Source organism: Methanosarcina barkeri MS (genome assembly GCF_000970025.1).
Taxonomy (GTDB): Archaea; Halobacteriota; Methanosarcinia; order Methanosarcinales; family Methanosarcinaceae; genus Methanosarcina; species Methanosarcina barkeri.
In genome coordinates this window covers 842,176-868,695 of the sequence record NZ_CP009528.1, presented here as the reverse complement: position 1 = coordinate 868,695, position 26,520 = coordinate 842,176, and the positions used below count along the sequence as shown (strand labels likewise).

At 40.9% G+C, this 26,520-nt stretch carries 18 protein-coding genes; 7 read left to right on the top strand and 11 right to left on the bottom strand.

Features of this window, described 5'->3' with window-relative positions; genetic code table 11:
• Window positions 1-561 precede the first annotated feature (561 nt).
• Genes eif1A through MSBRM_RS03590 form a run of 3 tightly spaced genes read left to right on the top strand, consistent with a single transcriptional unit; the run spans window position 562 to window position 2,231 of the window.
• On the top strand, window positions 562-897 hold the full coding sequence (gene eif1A, locus MSBRM_RS03600; protein ID WP_048119774.1) for a translation initiation factor eIF-1A: 336 nt from the start codon (window positions 562-564) through the stop codon (window positions 895-897).
• Between the two features lies 1 nt (window position 898).
• Entirely contained in the window at window positions 899-1,681 is a 783-nt protein-coding gene (locus tag MSBRM_RS03595; protein WP_048119778.1) for a serine protein kinase RIO, read from the top strand.
• Window position 1,682: 1 nt separating this feature from the next.
• Window positions 1,683-2,231, top strand: a complete 549-nt coding sequence (locus MSBRM_RS03590) for a KH domain-containing protein (RefSeq protein WP_048119781.1) — start codon at window positions 1,683-1,685, stop codon at window positions 2,229-2,231.
• Between the two features lie 244 nt (window positions 2,232-2,475).
• On the opposite strand, the gene MSBRM_RS03585 is transcribed toward MSBRM_RS03590, so the two are convergent.
• The 11 genes from MSBRM_RS03585 to MSBRM_RS03535 form a co-directional block, all read right to left on the bottom strand.
• Complete coding sequence (locus MSBRM_RS03585; RefSeq protein WP_048119782.1) at window positions 2,476-3,882, bottom strand: dihydroorotase; 1,407 nt, start codon at window positions 3,880-3,882, stop codon at window positions 2,476-2,478.
• A 272-nt stretch (window positions 3,883-4,154) separates the two neighbouring features.
• Window positions 4,155-4,805 carry a phosphate signaling complex protein PhoU gene (gene phoU / locus MSBRM_RS03580; protein ID WP_048123187.1) on the bottom strand — a complete coding sequence of 217 codons (651 nt, stop codon included), beginning with the start codon at window positions 4,803-4,805 and terminating at the stop codon, window positions 4,155-4,157.
• 5 nt (window positions 4,806-4,810) lie between these two features.
• Window positions 4,811-5,587 carry a phosphate ABC transporter ATP-binding protein PstB gene (gene pstB, locus MSBRM_RS03575; protein WP_048119785.1) on the bottom strand — a complete coding sequence of 259 codons (777 nt, stop codon included), beginning with the start codon at window positions 5,585-5,587 and terminating at the stop codon, window positions 4,811-4,813.
• A gap of 67 nt (window positions 5,588-5,654) precedes the next feature.
• Window positions 5,655-6,578 (bottom strand): phosphate ABC transporter permease PstA, encoded by a 924-nt coding sequence (gene pstA / locus MSBRM_RS03570; protein ID WP_230669023.1) that lies wholly within the window; start codon window positions 6,576-6,578, stop codon window positions 5,655-5,657.
• A 2-nt stretch (window positions 6,579-6,580) separates the two neighbouring features.
• Window positions 6,581-7,471 carry a phosphate ABC transporter permease subunit PstC gene (gene pstC / locus MSBRM_RS03565; RefSeq protein ID WP_048119787.1) on the bottom strand — a complete coding sequence of 297 codons (891 nt, stop codon included), beginning with the start codon at window positions 7,469-7,471 and terminating at the stop codon, window positions 6,581-6,583.
• Between the two features lie 43 nt (window positions 7,472-7,514).
• Entirely contained in the window at window positions 7,515-8,408 is an 894-nt protein-coding gene (locus tag MSBRM_RS03560) for a phosphate ABC transporter substrate-binding protein (RefSeq protein WP_048119789.1), read from the bottom strand.
• 455 nt (window positions 8,409-8,863) lie between these two features.
• On the bottom strand, window positions 8,864-11,662 hold the full coding sequence (locus MSBRM_RS03555) for a DNA-directed DNA polymerase (RefSeq protein WP_048154573.1): 2,799 nt from the start codon (window positions 11,660-11,662) through the stop codon (window positions 8,864-8,866).
• A 120-nt stretch (window positions 11,663-11,782) separates the two neighbouring features.
• Entirely contained in the window at window positions 11,783-14,266 is a 2,484-nt protein-coding gene (locus MSBRM_RS03550) for a tetratricopeptide repeat protein (RefSeq protein WP_052712677.1), read from the bottom strand.
• A gap of 118 nt (window positions 14,267-14,384) precedes the next feature.
• On the bottom strand, window positions 14,385-15,650 hold the full coding sequence (locus tag MSBRM_RS03545; protein WP_048154570.1) for a P-loop NTPase fold protein: 1,266 nt from the start codon (window positions 15,648-15,650) through the stop codon (window positions 14,385-14,387).
• A 229-nt stretch (window positions 15,651-15,879) separates the two neighbouring features.
• On the bottom strand, window positions 15,880-17,946 hold the full coding sequence (locus MSBRM_RS03540; RefSeq protein ID WP_048154567.1) for a putative cobaltochelatase: 2,067 nt from the start codon (window positions 17,944-17,946) through the stop codon (window positions 15,880-15,882).
• A gap of 21 nt (window positions 17,947-17,967) precedes the next feature.
• Window positions 17,968-19,641: an S-layer protein domain-containing protein gene (locus MSBRM_RS03535; protein WP_230669021.1), complete on the bottom strand. Its 1,674-nt coding sequence runs from the start codon at window positions 19,639-19,641 to the stop codon at window positions 17,968-17,970.
• A 459-nt stretch (window positions 19,642-20,100) separates the two neighbouring features.
• On the opposite strand from MSBRM_RS03535, the gene MSBRM_RS03530 reads away from it, so the two are divergent.
• The 4 genes from MSBRM_RS03530 to cobN are packed head-to-tail and all read left to right on the top strand — an operon-like array spanning window position 20,101 to window position 26,511.
• Window positions 20,101-20,682, top strand: a complete 582-nt coding sequence (locus MSBRM_RS03530) for a hypothetical protein (RefSeq protein ID WP_048154561.1) — start codon at window positions 20,101-20,103, stop codon at window positions 20,680-20,682.
• A gap of 29 nt (window positions 20,683-20,711) precedes the next feature.
• The gene (locus MSBRM_RS22195; RefSeq protein ID WP_230669019.1) at window positions 20,712-21,470 is read left to right on the top strand and encodes an outer membrane protein assembly factor BamB family protein; all 759 of its coding nucleotides are present in this window, start codon (window positions 20,712-20,714) and stop codon (window positions 21,468-21,470) included.
• Window positions 21,454-22,524 (top strand): PQQ-binding-like beta-propeller repeat protein, encoded by a 1,071-nt coding sequence (locus MSBRM_RS22190; RefSeq protein ID WP_230669017.1) that lies wholly within the window; start codon window positions 21,454-21,456, stop codon window positions 22,522-22,524. Before MSBRM_RS22195 ends, MSBRM_RS22190 begins: the two co-directional genes overlap by 17 nt.
• 12 nt (window positions 22,525-22,536) lie before the next feature.
• Window positions 22,537-26,511 carry a cobaltochelatase subunit CobN gene (gene cobN, locus MSBRM_RS03515; protein ID WP_048154558.1) on the top strand — a complete coding sequence of 1,325 codons (3,975 nt, stop codon included), beginning with the start codon at window positions 22,537-22,539 and terminating at the stop codon, window positions 26,509-26,511.
• The last annotated feature ends 9 nt before the right edge of the window (window positions 26,512-26,520 follow it).

Here is a 26,520-nt window from a genome sequence, read left to right as displayed (position 1 = left end):
GACTCCATTATTAATGAATTGTAATTGCTGCATTAATGATGCAGGAAATTATAGTTATGTGTTCATAGTATTTAAAGGTATTTATTTCCTTTTAAACCAGGAAAAACCTTGACTAGATGACTATGAGAAAAACCGTCCAGCACAATAAATTCATGCTGAATCAGGGAACACATATACATCAGTTTTAATATATAAAGCTTTTTGTCCAGGAATATTTGAGAAAAACAAATTAAATAAATAATGGAAATCTGTTTTGTAAAATTCCTGATTTTCACTCTTGAATTACAAATTCAAGAGCAATCCACGCTTGTTTTGCGCGTGGAACATACAAAGGAATATCCGATATATATACCTGTCGCCTGCCCAATTACTTGGAAAAAAATAATAATAGGAGGAGAGAAATAAGAGAATAGAAAAGCGCAGCATTAAAATATTAGCAGAAAGTTGAAAGCTGCAAGACAAATAGCCTTAAAACTCGAAAAAATGATATATAAGGGATTTAAGTGTATAAAAATAAAAAATAGAAAATATAACTATAATATGAACTACACATAATGAGGTATCAAACTGGCAGACTTAAAGAAACCTACATCCAAAGCCAAGCCCGTAACGGGAGAAACCGTTACAAGAGTACGCACACCGCGCAGGGAGAATAACGAGATCCTGGCAACCGTTGAGAGTCTACTGGGTGCAAACCGGCTGAGACTCCGTTGCATGGATGGGGTCGTTCGCATGGGAAGGATTCCAGGTTCAATGAAGAAAAAAACCTGGATAAGAGAAGGAGACGTCGTTATTGTCGTGCCATGGGAATTCCAGAACGAAAAGGCAGATGTGATCTGGAAGTATACAAGGCCGCAGGTAGACTGGCTTGAGAGGAAAGGATACCTAAAAGGATAATATGGGAATGGATCAGGAAAAGAAGATAAGGCGCATCGATAGCGCTAAAGATAAATCCAGGGCCAGGGAGAAGGACTCCGAGCGGCTGAAAGTAGAAGAAAACGTATTCGATGTACCCACCCTTAAAATTCTTTATACTCTATCCAACAAGGGTGTAATAAAAGCAATGGGGGGAGCTATCAGTACTGGAAAGGAAGCAAACGTATTCTATGCCGAAGGTCCAGATAAAGAGCTAGCTGTAAAAATATACAGAATTGCAAGCAGCACCTTCAAGGCCATGGATGCCTACATTATGAAGGATCCTCGCTTCACAAACATTCGAAAAAATAAAAGAGATATCATTTTTGCATGGACACGCAAGGAACTTCAGAACCTGAAACGTGCGAAAAACGCAGGAGTCCGGGTTCCGGAGCCCATACTTACCGAAAAGAATATTCTTATCATGGAATTTATGGGAGAAAACGAGGCACCTTACCCGCTCCTAAAAAACACGCATCTTGAAAACGAGGAAGCAAAGAATATTTTTGATATCATCGTAGAATACATGCGTCTCCTATATAAAAAAGCAAACCTTGTACATGCCGATCTAAGCGAATATAATATCCTGATCGACCCGAACAACCTGACTCCCATATTTATTGATATGGGACAATCCGTAACCCTGGAGCATCCTAATGCCCGGGAGTTCCTTTACAGGGACGTGCAAAATATACTCAGGTTCTTCAGCCGCTATGGGATAAAGGACAAACCTGAAGAGCTATTTAAAAAAATACAGGCGGAATAATATGACTCAGTATGTCAAAATCCCCAAAGAAAGAGTCGGAGTAATAATAGGCCCGAAAGGAGAAACAAAAAAGCTTATCGAGGACAAGACTGCATGTCAGCTTGAAATCGATAGCGAAAGCGGAAAGGTAGACATTACCTGTGAAGAAGATCCACTAAAAGAGTTTAGGGTTCTCGAAACTATAAAGGCGATAGGAAGAGGTTTCAGTCCTGAGAAAGCTCTTGAACTTCTGGATGATGAGATGCTTATGCTTGAGGTCATCGACCTTTCCGACGTTGCTAATACTCCAAAAGAACTTCAGCGGATAAAGGGCCGGATAATAGGAAGAAACGGAAGAACCAGAGAACTTGCAGAAACCCTGATAAACGTTAAGATCTCAGTCTACGGAAAAACCGTATCCGTACTTGGGCACCCTGAGCAGAACACTATAATTCGGACAGCTATAAGAATGCTGCTCGATGGAGCTACACATGGTGCAGTCTACAAGTTCCTGGAAAAAAAGCATCAGGAACTCCTACAGTCCCAGCTTGGCTCAGTTGACTTTTATTAAGAGAAGAATATAAGATTCACAGGGCCTTAGAATATTATAAAAATATTTCAAGGCCTATAATGTTATTTCAACTTTTCTGGAAAACTGATTTGCAATTTTCCGCTTTTGCTAAAGTTTTTTCTTAATACCCGCAACAAAATAACCGATGAAACTTATAATTTATTATAACTTTGATTGGCTACCTTGATAGTGAAAATCAAAACATTCAATTAGAAATCTGCATAGTTTATTCTGAGACGGGGACTCAGTCCTGAGTTTCGCCAATTTCTTCCAGATCCTCTTCATCCTCTTCAGACCGTTCTCCTCTGCCTTCGAGGAAGTTACCCCGCCCAGGTTTTGCATTAATAGATTCCTCAATCCAGATCACTTCACCCCTAGAGAGAGTATATTCAGGAAAAACTCCTTCCATACCTTCAAAGGGAGTCCAGCCCGCTTTACTGTGTAGGAACTCGGCCTTTATAGGGCGAAGCTCGCGGGGATTTACAATAATCAGGTCTGCATCAAAACCTACTTCAAGCCTTCCTTTGGATTTGCGATCCAGCCCAAAGGCTTTTGCCGGATTCCAGCTTGTCAGCATGATCATACGTGAAAGCGGCAGGATGTTTTTTCTTACTGCAGCAAGCATAAGAGGCATGAGAGTCTCGACTCCGGGCACTCCTGAAGGAGCGGCTCTTATATCAACATCCTTTTCGGATTCAAGGTGCGGGGCATGATCCGAAGCTACCATATCAATAGTCCCATCGTTAATTCCATTTACTAGAGCTTTAATACTGTTGCCTCCCCGAAGAGGAGGATTCATTTTTCCAAAAGATCGAAGCCTTTCCCAATCTCGTGTAGAAAGGAAAAGGTGATGAGGAGTAACTTCACATGTGAAAAGGGGTTCTTTATTCTCCCTTCTTGCAAGATATTTTTTCTTTCTAATAATACCTGTAGCTTCAAGCGTGCTAATGTGGCAAAGATGAGCCCTTACTTGCAACTTGGAAACGAGCTCCAGGGCTTTTTGAACAGCAGCAGCCTCACATGCATTCGGGCGTACCCTTGAGTGATACTCATAAGAAGTATCTCCTTTTAACAGTTTTTCAAACTCAAGACGCATTTTCTCGTCCTCAGCATGTATGGTCGCAAGTGCATCAAGACGTTTAATTTCGGCAAGCGCTTCTTCAAAGGTTTCCTCATTAATATTTAGCCCGCCTGTAGACTCGGCCATGAAAATTTCCCCAAAAGCAGTAACTCCCAGTTTCCAGAGTTCTTCTAATTTTTCAATATTGCCTGTTACCCCGCCATTGATTCCAAAATCGACAATAGACTTTCCCCTTGCAAGTCTAAGTTTTTGTTCAAATGCCAGCCTATTTGTCGTAGGAGGCACTGTATTAGGCTGGTCAATGACAGTAGTAACTCCCCCAGCAGCCGCTGCACACGATCCTGTATACCAGTTTTCCTTTGAGGTCATTCCAGGCTCCCTGAAATGGACATGTACGTCAATCCCGGCAGGCAGGGTAAGAGCCCCACCCGCATCAATTATCATGTCTGAGCTTGAAACCCTGAGATCTTTTCCTATTTTAGTAACTTTACCGTCCTCAATAATAATCTCAGCAGACTGAAGCGAATTATTGTAGTAAATCCTTGTATTTTTAATAAGAATATCAGGCATGGGCGTCTATATGCTTATAAATGTACTTAAAACCTGACATCAAGGAGAACAGTAAATGGTCTGAAGAGAAAAAGAAATATTCAGAGAAAAAAAATCATCTAAAGCGTGAAAACGACATCAGAGAACTAAAGAAAAAAATAGAAATGGAAAAAAGATAGGAGAAAGATAGGAAAAATAGAGATCAGAGAAAGAGACAGAGATGAGAACGAAAAAGGAAAGATAGGAAAAATGGAGATGAGATGAGAGAGAAAAAGAAAAGATAAAAAGCCTTTTCAGTTCAGTTTGACTCTCTCAGCCGTAGCGAGGTAAACTACGCTTTCACAGATATTGCAGCAGTGGTCTGCGATTCTTTCAAGATAACGGATCAGGAAAAGTAAATTTGTAGCTCTCGAAATGATACTTGTATCTTTTGCCATCATTTCAATCAGCTCGACCCATACTGCGTAAAAGAGTTTATCTACCTCTTCATCCCTTAGTGCTACTGTTCTTGCAAGTTTGACATCCTGAGTCTCAAAAGCCTTGAGGGAATTTTCAAGCATAAATGCAGCGGCATCTGCCATTTTTTTTGTATCTATAAGTGGTTTTACATGTTCGCCCTCTACTCTTCCTGGGATTTTGGCGATATTTATTGATAATCCCACAATTCTCCTCAGATCTGCCGTGATCTTCAGAGTAGATACTACAAACCGGAGATCACTGGCCATAGGCTGCTGAAGTGCAAGCAGATCAAAAACCGAGACCTCAATACCTTCCTCAAGTTTATCAATTTCTGGCTCAAGGGCAAGTGTTTTTTCAGCAAGCTTGACATCGAGATCTATAACTGAAGCCATTGAGTCTCTGAAAATCAGCTCTACCATTTCTCCAAAAGAAAGTACAGACTCCTTAAGTAGATCCAGCTGCTTCACATATTGTTCTCGAGTCATATAAATCACCCAAACCTACCTGTAATATAATCCTCAGTACTCTTTTCCCTTGGATTTTGAAAAATCTGCCTGGTCTGGCCGAACTCAATCAATTCCCCCATAAGGAAAAATCCGGTATAGTCTGAGATCCTCGCTGCCTGCTGCATATTATGAGTTACGATTACTATAGTGTAATCTTTTTTAAGTTCCATAGTCAGATCTTCAATCCTTAAAGTGGAAATCGGATCAAGAGCGCTTGTAGGTTCATCAAAAAGAATAGTTTTTGGTTTTACTGCCAGGGTTCTGGCAATGCACAGTCTTTGTTGTTGTCCTCCACTCAAATAAAGAGCAGGAGACTTAAGCCTGTCTGAAACTTCATTCCAGATCGCAGCCGAACGGAGGGCCTGTTCAACAATGCCGTCAAGATCTTTCTTGTCTGCGCCATGTATACGCGGCCCGTACGCGACATTATCATAAATTGACATAGGAAAAGGGTTGGGTTTCTGGAAAACCATGCCCACGTTTTTTCTAAGTTCAACAGCATCCACATCTGGCCCGTATATATCCTTGCCTTCTATCGTAACTTTACCTTCGATTCTGCAGTTATTAATAAGATCATTCATCCTGTTTAAGCAGCGAATAAAGGTGGACTTGCCACAGCCTGAAGGGCCTATAAGAGCAGTTATGCTGTTTCTAGGGATCTGCATGGAAACGTTCTTAAGCGCCTGCTTCTCCCCGTACCACAGATTAAGGTTATCTATTTTTATCTGAGGTTGAGATACGTTTTGAATACCTTCAGTCATTTAGGAACCTCATTATCATATAAATCCAGATAGGTCATTAGTAACAAAACTCTAAACAAAACTCTAGTTAAATTTTTAATTTGTTTCGGTAGTGCCTGCGAATCAGGACAGCTATAAGATTCAAACTGAGGACGACAATCAACAAAACCAGAGCTGTTCCATACTGAATAGACCTGGTTTTTGCAATATTTGTCCCGGCCGTTGCAAGCACAAAAAGATGGTAAGGAAGCGCCATAAATTGAGAATAGATTGAGTCTGGCAGCCTGGGCAAGAAGTAAGCCACTCCAGTAAAAAGAATCGGAGCCGTTTCTCCTGCAACCCTTCCAATACTCAGGATAGAACCAGTAATGATTCCAGGAATAGCAGCCGGCAGTACCGCATGTCTGATTGTCTGCCATTTACTGACCCCAAGTGCAAGGGATGATTCCCGGTATTCACTAGGAACTGCAATCAGTGCCTCTTCAGTGGAACGGATAATCACTGGAATGATCAAGAGGGAAAGTGTAAGGGAAGACGAAAGTATGGAAGGACCAAAACCGAAATATTTAACAAATAGCGCCATCCCGAAAAGTCCAAAGATCACAGAAGGAGTTCCTGCAAGGTTGTTGATTGCCATTTCAATTAACCAGGTTGTGCGAGTTTCTCCTGCGTACTCATTAAGGTATATAGCAGCCATAACTCCCACAGGAAGGGCCACACTCATGGAGCCTATGATGAGGTATATGGTACCTACAATTGCTGGGTAGATTCCGCCTTGAGTCATCATAAGTCTGGGCATTTCAGTAAGGAACTCAATGTTAATTACACTATACCCATTGTAAATAATATAACCAAGAATGACTAGCACAAACCCCATTACTGTCAATGCTGAGAGACCAAGAAGCGCAAAGGCAATTTTTTCACTTTTCTTTGCGTTTAATCTTATGCTTAGTCCTCCCTGAATCCTGGCCACTTTACTATCACTTTCTTTTACTTCTGCGTTTAGCTCCATGCTCAATCCACCTTGAATCTGTACCTTCTTTTAATTGAATCCGCAATCAGGTTAATCAGGAAAGTTATGACGAAAAGTACAGATCCGACCGCAAAGAGAGCATGGAAGTGGGTACTTCCCTGAGGAACCTCACCCATTTCAAGCGCAATTGTGGCAGTCATTGTCCTTACAGAAGCCAGAAAGCCTCCTGGAAAAGAAGGAATTACTGCAGTATTTCCAGTAACCATCATAAGGGTCATAGTTTCCCCTATAGCTCTTCCTATACCAAGCATTACAGCCGCTGAAATTCCCGATAATGCTGCAGGAACTATGACTCTATAGATTGTCTGCCATTTTGTAGCCCCAAGAGCAAGCGAACCCTGTTCGAGAGTACCGGGAACAGAACTTATAGCATCCTCTGAAATAGTGATAATCGTAGGAAGTGCCATAATTCCCAGCATAATAGAGCCTGTGAGAGCAGTTTGGCCGGTTGGCAGGTTAAAGCTCTTCTGTATAATTGGAACCAGTACAACAAGCCCAAAGAATCCAAATACAACAGAAGGAATTCCTGCGAGAATTTCAATAAATGGCTTAAGGAAATCTGCAACCTTTGGATTAGCAATTTCAGAAATATATATAGCAGAAGCAATTCCCAGAGGCACAGCAAAAAGGATAGCTCCGACAGTAACAATAAGAGATCCGAAAAATAGAGGTAATAACCCAAACTGCCTGTTTATGGATGTTGGATACCAGAACTTTCCTGTAAGAAAATCCATAAGAGACGTATCCTTAAAAAGAAGTAAACCGTCTCTAAACAAAAAAAGGCATATAAGGAAGAGAATAACAACCGTAAGGACACTGACTGAAAACAGTGTCCATTCGATTGTTTTTTCCTTATAAATTCTGCTTAGCATTTTTGTCCCTTAGATTATTATATAATTTAGTTTAGAGGTTGCTTTACTTTTTTAGTGGAATATACCCGACCGTGCTCACAATGCTCTGCCCTTTTTCGCTCAACACAAAATCGGTGAATTCCTTTGTTAAGCCTGAGGGTTCCCCATTGGTGTAGAAGTAGAGAGATCTTGAAAGCGGGTATGAGCCATTACGTATAGATTCTGCAGTTGGAGTTACAGACCCATTACCTTTGTCCAGGCTTAATGCCTTTACACTGCTGTCAAGGTATGCAAAACCGATATAGCCTATCGCATTGGTATTTTGAGATACCTCAGTAACTATGCCTCCCGTAGCAGGCTGAGTAAGGGCATCAGGCCGATATTCGTCACCTTGCAAAACGTCTTTCTGGAAGTCTTTATAAGTTCCGGAACTGCTATCTCTGGAAATCACAGAAATTTGTGCATCAGTTCCACCAACTTCCTTCCAGTTGCTGATACTTCCATTATAGATACCACGCAGCTGGTCAAATGTAAAGTTGGAAACAGGGTTAGAAGGGTTTACAATTACAGTAATGCCGTCAGAAGCAATAGTAGTTTTAACAGGATTGATTCCTTTTGCTTCAGCAGATTTAATTTCGTCTTCGGTCATTTCTCTGGATGCTGAAGCAATATTTACTTCACCGTCAATGAGCGCAGAAATCCCGACTCCGGACCCGCCACCAGTAACTGTTATGCTTTTTCCAGTGTTTTCATTCATAAATTCTTCAGCTTCAGCCTGAGCAAGAGGCAGAACTGTATCTGAACCTTTCAATAAAATGCTTTGAGATTCACCTGCAGGAGTTTCTTCTGCAGAGGAAGGCCCTTCATTATTTTTAGTTCCGGTACACCCAATTCCCAGGAACACGAGCCCAATCATCAATAATATGAGAACTGTATATTTTTTTAATGTATTTACCATGTGTACAGACACTCCTATAAGTAACAAATAAAATTTGCATTTATCTAAGTCGTTTCCAGTATAATGCACAATAAATGAAAAATATATAAAGATTCGCTTCATAGAATATAGAGAAGTACGTATGAATGAAATAGGAGAAATAAAATAAGATAATATATAGATTCTATATAAAGTATAAATAAAGGGAGGAAAGAAAAAATAGACAAAAAGAGAAATAGCATCAAGGAAACAAATATGAAACTCTTCAAATAACAGGCACAAAGAAATGAAAGTACTTTTCAAATCACAGTACTTTCATGTTAAATCGGTATAAGAGATCAATAGCAGGCAAAAAATTGATTGAAGCCCAGAAACAGAAAGAGCAGAGATTAAAAGCCAACTTGGGAATATGTAAAAGATGTAAAAGTAATATGAGCACTTAAAAAAACACAAAATCAGAACAAAAAAGTGCAGGTTCAAAAATCAAAGAGAGAACTCTGAGATGCATGCCCATTCTTCTCGCATAAATTCTGTTCCTGAACCTTTACCTTACTTTCCTTTTCTGAAGAGGGTTTTTCCTGTTTCTTTACTTCAGGCTTCTTAGCTTCAAAATCAAATAGTCCTTTTTGTTTGGAATCAAAGTCAAGTGAAGACATCTTAACCCCGAAAACCTCAAGAATGCGTTCCACTGGAGGGAGTATCTGCTTCTTAATATAATAATCGACATCTATAGAGATATTGTTCTCCCTTACATAGTCTGGATCTTCAGCCCGGTCAACAAAGAGTCCTTTTCCTGCGGTAATGACAAAAGGTATTCTTGTTCCTATAGAAGGTACAACCCCAGTCCTTTTTTTCAGATTTTCAGCAACTGTAAGGTGAGGCTGCTTGTTTTTATAACTTTCAATTTTCCTTGTAAGAGTGCGTGTGAGAACAAGGCTTTCGACGATCTCGGAGTCTTTTGCAGGATCGAGATTCCGGACCTTGCTGACTATCTGGCGGACATATTCCACAGCCTGGTCAACATCACCTTCTATCAACACAAGCTCAAGAACTCTATTGAGAGTTATCGAGGTTAATTCGCACCAGTCTCTTCGGACGGTTTCCATGCCTTTAACCTTAATCTTATCTTCCCAACCTGAATTTTTTGGCTCAAAAAACCAGAGAGCATAGCGTTTCTTTGCAATAAGAAGGGCACGCTTAGCAATCGACTCAAATTCAAGTTCCATCGGGTCAGGCAAAGACACAGAAACGATATTTGCAAGCCTGTTACCTATAAGGCTAACCTCTTCAAGAGAGAGATCTCCGCTGGATTTACAGTGGACAAAAACACTGTCAGTATCTCCGTAGGCAACCGACAGTTCAACTACTCTATCCGGGGGAGAAAGTTTTCCTGCTTCATCAAGGAGTAGAGCTGTTTTATTCCTGAGAATTATTTTTCCGATAGTGCTGTTAATAATTTCCCGCGTATTGAGAATATTGCTTCTTCCAAAGCTGGTTACGGCATTTGCAAGAGTCAGGCTGTAGAGCCTTGCCCTGGCATATCCGGAATAACCATAAAAACTGTTTAACAGGATTTTCAAGGCGAGTTGAGTAGCATCAAGTACTCTATACTCATTTTCATTAGAGGCTCCCCTCATCCGTTTCTTTGTCTTTGTCCTCTTGTTAAGCAAATCTTCGAGAATAGAAGGCACGATTCCCTTGTAAACCTCGGAAGGCACAAACTCTCCTCCCGACGGAGGTCTAATGGTCACACCATCTGACCTGTCACCCGTAACTACTGTAGTATAGCACAGGTTATGTGCCATCATTATAGTTGGGTAAAGAGACTTGTAGTCAAGAATAAGCACATTTTCCAGAAGGCCTTTTTTAGGTTCCAGTACTTCCCCACCCTTGAGGTCGGAACTCATTGCATATCTCTCGGCTGAAACTCCATCATCAGGCTTTGGAAGGAGAACTCTATCGCGGAGCCCGAACTCTTTGAGAAGAAGCGTTTCAACCATCGAAGTCTGGCCTCCATCAACAACTTCCTGAAGCAGACTTCCGCTTACCTGGGCAAGGGCCACATATTTGTCAAGGAGTCTTAAATTAAGAATAAGTTCCAGGGCAAGCTCTGCGTCCCTGCGTGAATAGTCAACGAATTTTTTGAATTTTTCCCCTTTATCGAGCCAGTACTCTTCCATTTCAAGAGGGGGAACATCCAGTTTTTCACGGCTCAGGAGTTCCTTTGAAACCGCTCGCAGGGTGTACTGCTTCAGACTGAAAGCTCTTCTTACCAGAGGAAGTGCATCCACAACCACCCGGCCCTTCATTTCGGTGCGGGTAATAAGCCCGAATTTTCTGTAACCTATTTTGCTGCCGTCCCGGCCAACAACAGGGTTTATTGCTTTCCCTTCTGAAACCAGAGTTTTTACTCTATCCGTTATGTAAGGAATATCGAAATCCTGGTGATTATATCCAATTACAATGTCAGGGTCATAATCGCAGAAGATCTCGAAAAACTGATTTAGCATTTCAGTCTCGTCCGTGTAAGACCAGACATCGGAATTCAGACCTTCCACAGGTTTTGCCAGAAGCACAAGGGTTTTATGTCCTTTATACTCAGGCTCAAAAGAAAAGCTGATCATGATTATGGGGGAAACCTCAGGAGAAGGCATTCCTCCATCAAGAGGCAGGCATTCAATATCAAAAGCCAGATACTTCAGTGGGGCGAGAGTCAGATTTTCAACTTTATTGAACCCGGATGCAAGGATTGAAGTATCACATGTAAACTTTTCACAGCGAGAATTTCCTGAACCATTTGTACGGATATATTTTGCAGGGTCAACGGATCCCCCTTCTGCAGATACCCAGACCATACCTCCAAGATCTTTATCAATTAAAAAACGATTTCTGAAGAGAATATCAGTCTCATAGACTTCCCATTTGCCTTCAGCCTTCAGTACTTCCTGAAGCTTCAGAATCTCGTCCCTGATCTCGGGCACCTCTCTGGGCAAGTGGGTAGTAACCCTGAGCATCTTTGTTTTTGTTTTCTGATACCCAATAGGCTCGAATTTTTCAACAATTTCTACTTTTTTAACTTGCGTGAAAGTCTCTTCGACAAGCCTGGCTACGGTATTAAGGTCTCCAGACGCCTTGAGATAAAAATAAGGTTCAAAATCGGGAACAAAACAGCAAACGCTCTTCCCGTCCGCTCCCCTGCCAAAGAGGCGGATTACAGGGCTGCTGTCATTAATGACTTCATAGTCTGCATCCAAGATCTGGAAATCCATAGGCATGGTTTACGTTTTTAGATAGACATATATCTTTTGTTGTGTTTTTGAAAAAAAACAGTACATATATAAAGAAAAAAAGAGGTTGAAAACTTAATAGAGAGAGAAGAATTTCAGAAAAAGAAATTAAATTTTATTTACTTGTTTTTTAAGAGAGTTTAATTGGTGTTCACACAAATCAATTATTATAGGATCTTTGAGTTCTTTGCCTATTAGAAGAGACATTTCGAGAAATTCAATTGCTTTATTTAGGTCACCAAATTGCAGATAAATAACGCCAAGATTGCAAAGCCATCTGGCTTCCCCGTGTCGATCACCAACTTCTCGCGAAATTGAAAGAGCTCGCTCAAAATATCCAAATGCTTTATTTATTTCACCAAGAGAACCATAGGAACTACCAAGATTACCAAGAATTGATTCTTCGTTGCGCCTATCACCAATTTCCTGAGAGATAATAAGAGCTTGCTCGTAATATTCGATAGATTTAGTGAATTCACCAAGATTGCTGTATGAAGTACCAATGTTGCAAAGGTGGTGTCCTTCCCCACGCCGATATCCAGTTTTTTTTGAAATTGCAAGTGCCTGCTGATAATATTTAATCGCTTTAGTAAATTCACCAAGATCTTCGTATGCGTTGCCTAGATTTCCAAGCCGGTTTCCTTCCCCATGTCGATCACCTACTTCACGTGAAATTAAAAGAGCCTGTTCATAATATTCAATAGCTTTCTTGATTTCACCAAGACGATAGTAAGAGTTACCAAGGTTATTCAGATGACTTCCTTCTCCGTGTCGGTCACCAATTTCACGTGAAATTAAAAGAGCCTGCTCATAACATTCAATAGCTTTAGCAATTTCACCAAGATCATTATAGATATTACCGAGGTCGCCAAGGTGAGTTTCTTCACCACGCCGATCGCCAATTTCACGTGAAATTAAAAGAGCCTGTTCGTAATATCCGAGAGCCTTCTTCATCTCACCAAGATCACTATAGGCAACCCCAAGCCTACCAAGATGATTTTCTTCTCCACGCTTATCACCAATTTCACGTGAAATTAAAAGAGCCTGTTCATAATATTCAATAGCCTTGGTGACTTCACCAAGATTTCGCAAAGCGTTACCAAGGTTACCAAGGTGAGTTTCTTCACCACGTCGATCACCAATTTTACGCGAAATTAAAAGAGCCTGTTCATAATATCCAAGAGCCTTCTTCATCTCACCAAGATAATAATAGAAACTAGCAAGGTTACCAAGATGATTTTCCTCCCCATTCAGATCGCCAGTTTCTCGCGAAACTACAAGAGCCTGCTCATAATATTCGATGGCTTTAGTAACTTCGCCAAGAGAATGATAAGAACTACCTAGGTTGCCAAGATTATTTCCTTCTGCGCGTCGATCACCAATTTCTCGAGAAATTAAAAGAGCCTGCTCATAATATTCGATAGCTTTAGTAACTTCACCTAGATGGAAGTAGGAACTACCAAGGTTGCTAAGGAGCCCACCCTCATTGCGTCGATCACCAATTTCTCGAGAAACTACAAGAGCCTGCTCATAATATTTAATAGCTTTAGTAACTTCACCAAGATGGAGGTAGGAACTACCAAGGTTGCCAAGATTTATTCCTTCTCCACGCCGATCTCCAATTTTTCGAGAAATTAGAAGAGCCTGCTCATAATATTCGATAGCTTTAGTAACTTCACCGAGATGGAGGTAGGAACTACCAAGGTTGCCAAGAAGTACTCCATCACTGTGTTGATCACCGACTTCATGTGAAATAAAAAGAGCACGCTCATAATATTCAATAGCTTTTTTCACTTCGCCAACGTCACTACAGGCATTCCCAAGTTTTCCAAGGACTGCGCATTCTCCACGACGATCCCCTATCTGCCGGGAAATTTTAAGAGATTCTTGAAAATAGGTTATCGCTTCTTTAGAATAGCCTCTGAGCAATTTAATCATTCCAAGCTTGTAATTCCAGTAAGCAAACTTTTGAGAATCAATTGTTCCTTTTTCGTGATATTCCTTCAATAGGCGAGAGTAATACTCCCACCTGTCTTCAAGTTCCTTTTTGCTTAAGGATTCAAGCTCCGTGTCACCAAAATCAATAGCTGCTCTTACAACTTCTTCTTTTTTCATGTCAAATTCAAGGACAGTGGTACGCCAGGAAAAAAAATCCGGCGCTTCTTTGAGGATTTTTGAAAGAGAAATACTGTTAATCCAGATTATTACAGGATTTTCAATGGTCAGAAAGCGCTCTCGCATCATATTCAAAAGAAGAAGCGCTTCAGATTTTCCCTCACTGGTCTTTTTCTCTATTGCTTTATCTAATCCAAAAACGAAGAATGCTACCTTTTTATTTCCTTTTATGTTTTGAGTATATAATTCCGATGCTTTCGCCTCGTTTAGCAACTTCAAAAGATCAGGAGAAGACTCACTCATGTTGATATCATAAATAAAAAGTTCGCCTTCCAGCCTTTTAACAGTCTCCGTATAGAGCGCATTGCAGAGAACTGGTTCATTGCAGCGCACAAACACAATTGAAAGGTCTTCTGAGATACTTAGGAGAGTGACCAGTTTATCCAGTTTGTAAAGATGTTCAGGTTCAAGCTCCATATTCACACCTCTTTTGAAGGCCTATAACATTGGTTTCATTTATTTTTTGTAATGCAAATTTGATAAATACAAAATCCGTTTACTTTCCCCACCAGAATATAAATTAACAAAAGTAGAATTAATCGCTACTTGCATTCTGCTGTAGCAAATGTTTCTCTTCAAGAATGGTACGGACAATGGGATGCAGGTCACACCAATTTCTCCCGTTTGTATATTCCAGGACGCTCAGATTGTGAAGCAGGCCTACAAGACCCTGATCCCGTTTTATACTTTTGGAACGGGAAACTTCAAGAAGAACGTCATAGTCTTCATCGCTTAGCTGAGCCTGAAAAGTATTCTTGAGATCATTGACCACTTCTTCTGCAACAGCCTTATCAATAACCGTTTTTCCTCTCGTAAGGGCAGTGACAGCCGAATCTCGAATAATTCTGATGTAGTCTCTCAGAACTCCCCCGCTCATATCAATAATATATTCAAGGGCTTCAGATTCAAAAAGGTTAGAATTCACCCTTTTTGCGACGATCTCTTTCATGAGCGCACGCTCTTTTGATTCCCGGTTCACACTACCATCTGGTTCATGGACTTTGATATTGGGATACATGATATCGTCGCTGAAATTCAGACGGATCTGTGTAAATCTGTCCGAACTTTTTAATGAAATAGGAAAAGTGTATATGATATTGCATATTGGCTGAGATAGCTGCGTACCATGATTCCCAAATAAATCCAGGGCTTTGTCAGGATCTGATTTTTCCAGATTATCAATAATTACAAGCACTTGCTTTCCGGTACATTCGATTTCAGCAACAATATCATTGATGATGCTGATTAATTCTGAAACTCGAGGACCGATTTCTTTTCGAATTTCTTTTCTGGTCTCCGTTTCGTTTTTCATCCATGTGAAAATATTGATAAGAGCAGGCAAGCCAACTCCAATACCAAGACCTTCCTTTGTATTAGAAATCAGATGTTCAGTTATTGTCTGACCCCATTTGTTCGCTCGCTCAACTAAATCGCTTTTGAGAAATATTTTATTTACCTTAGAGTTTTCAATCAGTTGTGCGAGAATAGAAAGAAGTACATCAGTATAATTGATATCGTTAAGATCTAGTAATTTCATAACGTTATAATTTACAACGAAAAACTGATCACTTAAATGTGAAACAAGTCTGTTTAAAGCAGTTGATTTTCCTGAACCCCTATGACCAGTGAACAGAATTTTAATGTGTTCTCCGGTCTCCAGTCCCAGCTCCAGGCGTGTCTTAAGCTTTGAAATTCGTGTCTCGTTTTCCCCAATTTCAACATAGTATTTCTTCAGTTCCTCGTCAAAAAGTGCTTTTTCGGGGTTAAACAAGTGATAAACAGATTTCAGATCATCAGTCATTACCAAGACTCCCTGTAAAATGCTTAATTTGGGTTCTGTAACTAGGTTCTGTAACTAATCATTATTAAGAGTAATATTATAAGTATATGCCCGCTTTCAGAACCACAAAGGAAGAGGAATCAACTGCAGAAAGACATAGTAAGATAAGAAAGATAAAACAAAAAAGTAAAGACTAACAGGCCATAACCCTATAATTCAAGATATTGAGAACTTCTATTGACAAGTCCCTTCAACTTGAAAAGTTGGCTGAAGGAACTGAAAATTCAAAAGGAGCTGAAGATCGAACAGCTTCAACTATTGAATCTGCCTTCAAGTCCTCAAGTGCAAGATATTTGGCTCCAAGCGCATTGGAAATTTCCTGAGCAAGCCCGAATTTAATAATGCTGCTTTCCGTATCAATAACTGCAGATTGTATGCATTCCTTTCTAAACATGGAAGCTATTGTTTTTGATTCCTGGAGAGGAGCTTCACCATTCATACTGACATTTGCCCTTCCGTCAGAGATCAGAACCATAAAAGGACAGGTATCAGGGTCACGTCGGAGTTCTGCATGTATGGTTTCATAGCCTTTCATCAGCCCATGGGAAAGGGGGGTCTTTCCCCCGGTTGGCAGTTCCTCCAGATATTTTTGTGCCATTTCCACACTGGAAGTTGGTGGCAGCAACAACTCTGCTCCTGTCCCCTTAAAAGCAATAAGTCCCACTTTATCACGTTTCTGGTAGGCGTCCATCAACATTGAAAGAACTGCACCTTTAGAAGCTACCATCCGCTGCTGAGCCCCCATTGAACCGCTAGCATCCACAACAAAGAGTACAAGGTTTCCTATCTTTTTCTCACGGACTTTTTGCCTGAAATCCGATTCATGAATGACTATGGAGTTTCCGTTTTTTTCCCTTACAAGCTGATAAGGTGCAGCTGCCCTCAGGGTAGCATCAAAAGCAAGATCCGTTGTTTTCTCCTCTGGGATTTTACTCTTAATATACCTGCCCTGTGTGGATTTCGTCAGGGTTTTGCTGCGCCGACCTGATCCATTTCGGTTCTCTCTGCGAAAATCAGGAGAAAATTGCTTTATCTGGTAACTCTCTCCTGTTGCAAAAATAGTTTCTGAGGAAGCATCCGGTTGTTCCCCGGTGCTGTCCTCTGGGTTATCTGATTTCTGCTCTTCGGAAAGGGCCTGTTCTTTTCCTGACTGCTCGTTATGCTCTTTTTTTTGCTGTTCGTTTTTATTTTTTTCTTTTTCCTTTTCTTTTTCCTTTTTCTTTTCCCTTTGTTTCTCTATACTCTCGTCGAGTTTATCCTGCTTATCAGAATAATTATCAAACGGTTTTCTGCGCATACGGTGAGGAAGGACTAATTCTGCAGCTTCTTTTACATCCTCTTCAAGAACCTCAGTCCTGCCGTAAAAAGCTGCAAGTGTGATTGAGGTTTTCATCATTGTGATGTCTGCCCTGTGCCCATCAACCCCCATATCAACACAGATCTGGCTGATCAATTCAAGCATGCTGTCTGAGATCTTCACTTCAGGAAGTAATTTCTGCGCCAGAATAATCTGTTCACAAAGCTCGGACTCTGCAGCCTGCCAGCCTGCTGCAAAAGCTTTAGGATCGGTTTCATAGCTGAGCCTGTATTTGATAAGTTCCACTCGTCTGGCTACATCCATGATTCCCTTTATATCTACACATAAACCGAAACGGTCAAGTAATTGAGGTCGAAGTTCTCCTTCTTCAGGGTTCATGGTGCCTACAAGCACAAAATTCGCAGGGTGAGAGAAAGAAATTCCTTCTCTTTCAACAGTGTTTACTCCCATTGCTGCTGAATCGAGGAGTACATCTACAAGATGGTCATCCAGAAGATTAATCTCATCCACGTACAGGATACCCCTGTGAGCATAAGCAAGTACACCAGGCTCAAAGCGTTTTTCTCCTTTCTTGATAGCATGTTCGATATCAAGAGTTCCTACAACGCGGTCTTCGGTGGCACTTACAGGCAGGTCCACAACCTTCATTTTTATAGAAGAACTCTTAAGAGTCCCAGCTTTTACCTTTTCCAAGCATTCTTCACACATTGCATTTACATCATTAGGATCGCAGCGGTATTTACAGCCTTCAACTACCTGTATTTCAGGTAGGAGATTGGCAAGGGCCCGGACAGCTGTTGATTTGGCAGTACCTTTTTCACCCCTGATCAGAACTCCTCCAACTTTTGGATTTATAGCGTTCAGGATCAGAGCTTTCTTCATTTTCTCTTGCCCTACTATTGCAGTAAAAGGGTAAACAATAACGTTATGGTTTTTCATGGTTTAACCTCAGTATATCTTTTAGTTTCCAAGAAGATATTCTTCAACACTCATTGTCGGAATCGTCCACTGAGTGACTGTAGGAAGAACAGAATCTACCTTTTCCACCTTATTCATGAAGGGGAAAAAGGTAACATTGAGATTTCCTCCTGTTTCCTTTTCAAAAGACCCAAGGTGGATTGCTTCCGTAACCTCAAGGTCCGAACCAAAATTGAGAGCATTTTCATTTTCAAGCCGGATTTTAGGGGAAGTTTCAACAACAGTAAGTGCCCCAAAAGTATCCCCTACTTTTATTTCAAGAGGGCTTTCGGAAAAATGTAGTGGGTATTTTAGGCTTACACCAGAGCGTCCGTTTCCCTCCAGGACATTATTCACATATATGGAAAAGAGGGGGACGTCAATACCATTTATTGTCTTATTGTACAGGAAAGTATGTGTACCCAGATCAGCTGACTTCCCTGGAGATATTATGCTTGAGTAAACAGTAGCATTATTTCTCAAAACTGTCAGATGGACCTTATCCCACTCTATATCATCTACTCTCAGGGTATATCCTTCACCAAGGTCCCATTCGTCACCGGAATAGAGACATCTGCTATTGTTATCATCCATAAGGACATTTACAATTCCCTGATCGTCTCCAAGATATGCATATTTTTCACCATCCCATCCAAGCACAGAATATCCGCCATCAAAAGCATTTTCCCCATAATTCCTCATCTCCGGGTTTTTGTATGGAACCTTGACAGGCGAGGATTCATAAACCAGACCTCCTTCCGGAATCCAGTCGTCTTCAGCATTAAGATTAAGTTCAAGCCTTTCTGTACTGAAATTGTTTTCAAGATCATAATAGAGCATACCAAAAGAATCAGCTGTCCAGACACAGGAGTCAGAAGAAGAATCCGAGCGATTTACAGTTAAAGAGGTGCCTTTTATCTGATATGACTTGATAACGTCTTTAGTCATATTGTAAGAGCATGCCCTGTATACATTATCAGCCACTCTGAAATCAATCAAATCTTTAAGGATTGTGACATAATCTCCAGGCTGCATCCTTATAGGCACTCTGTTTTTCAATTCGATCTTTTTATCTGTAGCTTCAGTGACCTCGAAACTACCATACTGGTCCCCAACGTTAATCTCAATCGGTGCAGTCGAATACTGGCTTACACTTGAGAGACTCACAATTGGATCCTTACTGTCAAGAACCCGGCTAAGAGTTCCTTCCAGAATTGTATATTTAGTACCGTTTATTGTAGCATTGAATTTGAACTTTGAACCTTCTTCAAGAGATTCCGTGGTAACTGGGACGGAGTTTTGCTGAAGTTCAAGGAGAGCAGAATCATTGTTTACCCCCCGAAGCACCAGTTTGTAGCCATTTCCTAGATCATAATCATTACCCCGTTGAAGATCACGACTTCCATAGCTAACCAGGTTCTCAGTGATCAACCCATTTTCAAAGACTTTGTATTTCTTCCCAAAGAAAGCCGTTGAACCATAACTGATTTTTGAGGTATAAGTTGCATTTCCCGTATCAATAAGCCCGTCTCCAGAGAAATTAAGCTCCAACGACTCATAGTATGTACCAGTAGAAGTTGAATAATAAAATCCAGGACAATTTTCCCCATTAAGAATTGTATGTTCTCCGGCTGAAATATTTACAATCGGACCTCGTTGTTCAATAGCACCTTCCACAGGAGTAATAACAATTAAAATCAATAAGATAAGAAAAATAATATAAAAATTGATAAAAATTCTGGTTTTTTTGTTACCATAAGTCATAAATGTGAAAAATATGGTAGCAATATATATCAATTTCGTTTTTTAATTATGAAATGTAATTTATACGTTATAAAATAATCATTGGTGTTGGAAGAGGACATGATGCAAATAAGATTTATTTTGAAGAGTAGGCATCAAAACAACAATTAATATTTGGCTTGATTGATAGTGAAATATAGGAAAATACATTAAAAATAAAAAAGAACATTAAAAATAAACGAATTATCGAATAGAGAATTGACATAGTAACTTAGAATCACAGGAAAATTTGATTAGAAAAAATAGTCATAATTTTTATTTTATTATTACTATATGAGATGATTTAAGAATATTTTCGAAATATTTATTAATCACTTTCTATAAGGGTCAATTATGATTTCCAGAAAGACTATAATATTCGGGTTTATAGTCCTGAGCCTCGCAGGCTTGATAATTTATTCTCAAATCGTGCCAGAGAAAAAAACCGTGTATAAGGAAGACTTCAAAAATTGTAATTCTGAAGGAGAGTTTCTAAGATGCAAAGATGGAGCACTGTACCTTGAAACAACAAATTCGGCACAGACAGGGAAAGGATTTTGGAATAAAAATGTGAGCCTGTCTCCAGGAAAAATTTCCTGGAACTGGAACGGACAGGATCTGGATAAATTCAGTCTCTGGTTAAAAGTGACATTCAGCGATCACAAATCCATTTACTATGTTGCAGCGGGAAGCATGAATCCGCAATCCGAAGGTGAATATTATAGGGATCAGGAAAACCGAAGGCGATTTTCACCATCGATTATAATCTCAGGAATTCCAAGGAGTACAGTTGAAAGGAATCTCGTCGAAGATTATAAAAAATACTGCGGATCTGCTGAAAATATAAAGATTGAAAAATTGAGTGCAGGTTTTGGAGACAACAGTACGCAACATCAGAATATTCTGAGCATCTCAGACCTGAAGATATACGGATAATGACAAAGGGTAATCAAAGGAGTCTAAAAATGAAAAAGAGTATTGTTGGGCTGATAACTATATTATTATTGTTATTTTTGGTTTCTTCGGGATGCGAATCTTCAAATACTGTAGCCTCCGGTGAAAATGGAAATAACAGTAGTGAAGAGATATTAAAAAATGATAGCGCTCAGGAAAGCGGCCAGCTGAGTCAGGAAAATCTAACCTCTTCTGAAAAATCTTCTCCTTACATTTACTGGGAGTATGAACTTGGAGATATAACTCCAGAAAATCTCAGTGAAGGAAAATCGAATGCCCAGGACTGTGTAACATACACCCAGGACGGAAAGTATGTAGCTGTTGGGACAGGAAAAAAACTGACAGTTATTGATGTGCCAGACAAAAAATTGCTATGGGAAAAAACCTTAGGAGGAAATGTTTCAGACATTTCGTTCTCGAAGGACGGGAAGTATCTGATTGCAGGGGAAAAGAGTACTGACGGATACATTTATTCTCTGGATGCCGGTACAGGAAATGAAATCCACAGCTATAGAAGCGCCGATGACCTGGGAACCAGTACGAACTCAAAATATCAGCCCTGCATATACAAAATAACGGCTGCTGATGACGCTGTATACATTGCAGCAGGTCGATATTGGAAAGAATCCGGGTATGGGCTAGCTTCAAGGGTGTACAAATTCAACCCGGATGGCACTCTTTCCTGGAAACTTCCAGCAAATGAAAACTATGCTCAGAGTGTAAACTGGATCGATTCAAGCCAGGACGGAAAAAATGTGGTTAGAAGATAGCCCGGATGCTTTTATTCACTGCTTTGATTTAAACGGAACTGAAATCTGGAAATATGGAGCAGGTCAGGATCTGGGTTCAGACCTTGACCACATGCCAGCCATGAAAAAAATAAAACTGGATTCAAAAGGGAACATCTATGTTGCTGCCAGTAGAGCTTGTGGCTACATAGGAGAGAAATACAAGTATTTGGGAATAGTTTATTCTTTTGACTCCGAAGGCAATTTGCGCTGGAAATTCCCTGAATCCGAACTGATGGACTCCGGAGTTACATGGATAGATAACACTCCTGACGGAAAATACGCTGTTTTCGGGACGACCTGCTTTACAAACGCCGACAAATGGAAAGAGGGAACTGTACATGTTCTGGACGGAAATACCGGAAAAGAGTACTGGAACTATTCAATCCCGCCCCTTGAGCCATTTTTTGATTATTCAGCAATATGGTACAGTACCCAGATTACTCCTGATGGTAATAATATAATAACAATGACCAGTGATGGACGAGCCTTTTTATTTGACAATTCCAGGATCATGGAAACCAGTGTACCAGAAGTAAAATGGCAGGAAAACATTTCAACCCCGGTTGTAGTAAGCGGAGTCCCTATTTACGGCAGTGCGAATTATGCATATATTATCAACAATACCCTTATTTTCTCAATAGGCAGCACTTTCTCCAAAGACAAAAACAACGATGCTCCTATAGAACATCCCAACGGAAACAGCCTCTTTGCCTATGATACCGACGGCAACCTGCTGTGGAAATGGAGAGTGGACGGCTATGCAGGGGAATGTGCAATGAATGACAGGTATCTCGTTGTCCCTATAGCCCAGAACCTGGTGACCAAGGATAGAAGTGCCCATGGAGTGTATGTCTTTGACGTATCAAAAAGTGGAGGTTCAAATTCTAAACTTGTCCAGGTTTATAATACCAAGGGAATTACAATAGCGGCTGATATCTCCCCTAATGGAAAATATATTGCAGCCATGGAAGCTCCTGCAAGGCTTGATGACGGCACAGTGCTGGGAGAGTACAAAGTGCATGTTCTTACGTAAGAGGAGAAAAATATGAAAATTATTTCAATAACATGGAATTCCTATATTCCCACTCTCCGCAAAGCTGCCAACGATCTTAGTATAGAGCTTGAAGCCCACTATTCAAAAATTCTGGAAGATAATCCGGAAGAAGCTGAGAAGGTTCTTCTTGCATGCGAACATGCGGATGCGGTCTTTCTATACTATACATCAACCCCTTTCTGGGAAGATTTCTATGAAAAACTTGAACCGTTAAAAAAGAGGGTACCTGTAATCTGTGTAGGGAGTGATCCTTCCTCACTTACCCTCTCTTCGGTGAAACTTGAGATTGCAGCTACATGCTTTTCTTATATCATCTATGGAGGACAGGAAAACTTTGCCAATATGCTGCGCTATCTCTTAAAGGAAGTTTTTGGATGTGAGATTGAAACAAAACCTCCTGAAAAGATACCATGGGATGGGCTATATCATCCGGATGCAGAGAAAATATTCTCAAACGTTGAAGAGTATCTCAACTGGTACGGGCCTTTGAAAGATAAAACCGTGGGACTGCTTATCTCTCGAACTTCCTGGGTAAATAATGAACTTGAGATAGAGAAAAAACTGATAAAAGAGTTAGAAAATCTTAACCTATCGATTGTCCCTGTTTTTGCATATTCCTTGAAAGATGAGGAACTTGGAAGCAGGGGAATGAATGAGGTCATAGAGGATTATTTCATAGAAAACGGCAGGCCCATTATAGATTGCCTTGTAAAGCTTTCTCCTTTTTTTATTGCAAGCAGTAAAACCGAAGAGAGAAATGCATCGTGCGCAGCAAAAGGCATAGAAGTCCTGAGAAAGCTTGACGTCCCTGTTTTCCAGCCTGTAACTTCACACTATATGACTGTTGAAGAGTGGCAGGAGTCAATGGGATTAAGTACTGAGATCGGATGGAGTGTGGCTCTCCCGGAGTTTGAAGGCGGAATTGAACCCATCATGATAGGAGCAGGTAAAAAAGAAGGAAATTACATGGGGCGTTTTCCTATCGAAGAACGCTGCTCAAAATTTGCATCCAGAATTTTAAAATGGACCGAACTCAGGAAAAAACCGGTCAACCAGAGAAAAGTCGCCTTTATCCTGCACAACAGACCCTGCACAGGTGTTGAAGGTTCGGTAGGAGACGCTGCAAATCTTGATTCTCTCGAAAGCGTGGCAAGGATACTGAACCGGATGCAGGAAGCAGGCTATACCGTTAATCCTCCTGAAAACGGAAAAGACCTTATTGAGACCATTATCAAGAGAAAAGCAATTTCCGAGTTCAGATGGACTCCCATTAATGAGATCGTAAAAAACGGGGGAGCCCTTGATTTTGTAGAAAAAGAAGAATATGAGAAATTTTTCAATACCCTGAGCCCGAAAGTAAAGCAAAGAGTGATTGAGAGCTGGGGAAACCCTCCTGGAGAAGAAGTAGACGGCATTCCTGCAGCCATGGTATATGATAATAAACTCGTTGTGACAGGAGTACAGTATGGAAACTCCGTGGTCTGTGTGCAGCCAAAGCGAGGATGTGCAGGTGCCAGATGTGATGGGAAAGTATGCAGGATCCTGCACGACCCGGAAGTTCCGCCAACTCATCAGTACCTTGCGACCTACAGATATCTTGAAAACACCTTTGGAGCCGATGTGCTCGTACATGTTGGGACCCATGGGAACCTTGAGTTCCTGCCAGGAAAAGGGGTTGGGCTTTCAGGAGATTGCTATCCTGATATAAGCATAGGGACAATTCCCCATCTCTATATCTACAACTCTGACAACCCTCCGGAAGGTACAATTGCCAAACGCCGGAGCCTTGCTTGTTTGATAGACCATATGCAGACTGTCATGACCTCAGGAGGGCTTTATGAAAACCTTGCAGAACTTGACAGGCTGCTTGGGGAATACGAACAGGCAAAACACGATAAGGGACGTGAGCATGCCCTGAAGCACCTGATCCTTGATGAGATCAAAAAATCGAATCTGAATTCCGAGATAAAAGCCGATGACCAGACTCCTTTTGAAGAGGTAGTAAGAAAAGCGCATGAAGCTCTTGGGAAGATAAGGAATACCCAGATCCAGAGCGGGATGCATATCTTCGGACAGATGCCTGAAGGCGAGAAAAAAGTTGAATTCATAAACTCGATTTTAAGGTATGATGACCAGGGAAGTGTGGGAAACAAAGTCTCGATTAGAAGGTTGATTGCAGAACTTCTGGAACTTGACCTTGATGAATTGATCTCTGACCAGAGCCGGATTTCCAAAAACGGAAAATCAAATGGACAGTTGCTTGAAGAGATAGATTCACTCTCTAAAGAATTTATAAGAACATTTATAAATAACCCGGAAAAAGAGCCAGACCGGATAATCAAAGAGATTTTTGAAGGAAAAAGCTTTGAAAAACAGAATATCAAAGGAAAAAAATTTGAAGAACAGGGTGTCAACAAAGAGATAAATAACTCTGAAATAGAGCCAACCAGGATAATAGAAGAGATTTTTGAAGGAAAAGGTTTTGAAAAGCAGGAAATTAAAAATCTGAGCATAAATCCCGCACTTCTTCAGGCTGCCGCTTCGATCTGCGATAGAATCCTTGACCTTGAATCCAGAATAGATGACTCTCTTGAAATTGAAGCCCTTTTGCACGGTTTCGATGGAGGATACATCCCTGCCGGTCCTTCAGGCCTCATCATGCGTGGAAGAGATGATGTACTGCCAACAGGCAGGAATTTTTATTCACTTGACCCAAAAAGGATTCCGACAAAAGCTGCCTGGAGGGTAGGACAGCAACTCTCAGGGGTTCTGATTAATAAGCACATTGAAGACGAAGGCCGGTACCCTGAGAATGTGGGATTTTACTGGATGGCAAACGATGTAATGTGGGCTGATGGAGAAGGAATGGCCCAGATAATGAGCCTTATAGGGGTTGAACCAGTCTGGCTAAACAATGGACAACTGAAAGGGTTCTCCGTGATCCCCCTTAAAGAATTGAGCAGGCCCAGAATTGACGTTACGGTCCGAGTTTCCGGTATTCTACGGGACAATTTTCCAAACTGTCTTGAGGTTATAGACGAAGCAATCCAGGCTGTGGCTTCTCTTGATGAACCTGAGGAAATGAATTATCTAAGAAAACACAGCCTTCAGATGGTTGAAGAAGGAGCGGATTCAAGGGATGCCACTTTAAGGATCTTTTCGAGCAAACCCGGGACTTATTCGGCAGGAGTTCAGCTTGCAGTCTATGCAAGTGCCTGGAAAGACGAAAAAGACCTGGCAGACATCTTCCTTTACTGGAATGGGTATGCTTATGGAAAGGATGTAAAAGGCAAGGAAGCTCACACTCAGCTTGCGTCAAGCCTTAAGACTGTAGATGCTACCTTTAATAAAGTTGTAAGCGACGAGTATGACCTATTAGGATGCTGCTGTTACTTTGGGGTCCACGGAGGCTTTACAGCTGCAGCCAAGCAGGCTTCCGGAAGAGATGTAAAAGTTTACTTTGGCGATACTCGAGAACCTCAGCACGTTGAAATCCGAGACATGGCTGATGAAATGCGAAGGGTCGTAAGAGCCAAGCTTTTAAATCCAAAATGGATTGAAGGCATGAAACAGCACGGATATAAAGGCGCGCAGGACATTTCTAAAAGAGTCGGAAGAGTCTATGGCTGGGAGGCCTCCACCCAAAAAGTGGACGACTGGATTTTTGATGATATCACAAAGACCTTCGTGCTTGATGAAGAAATGCGCCGCTTTTTTGAAGAGAACAATCCCTATGCCCTCGAGGAAATGTCCAGGCGGCTCCTTGAAGCGCAGTCAAGAGGACTCTGGGAGCCTGACCCCGAGCTTCTTGAAAAGCTGAAAAAATCCTATCTTGAGATCGAGAGCTTGATGGAAGAACTGGCAGGAGAAGGAGAATTTCAGGGTGGAGCTGTTGATATAATTAGTTCTGAAGATGTCCCTGATTGGGATGCGAAAATGAAGGAAATCCGAAAAATCCTCAAATAAGAAAAAAGG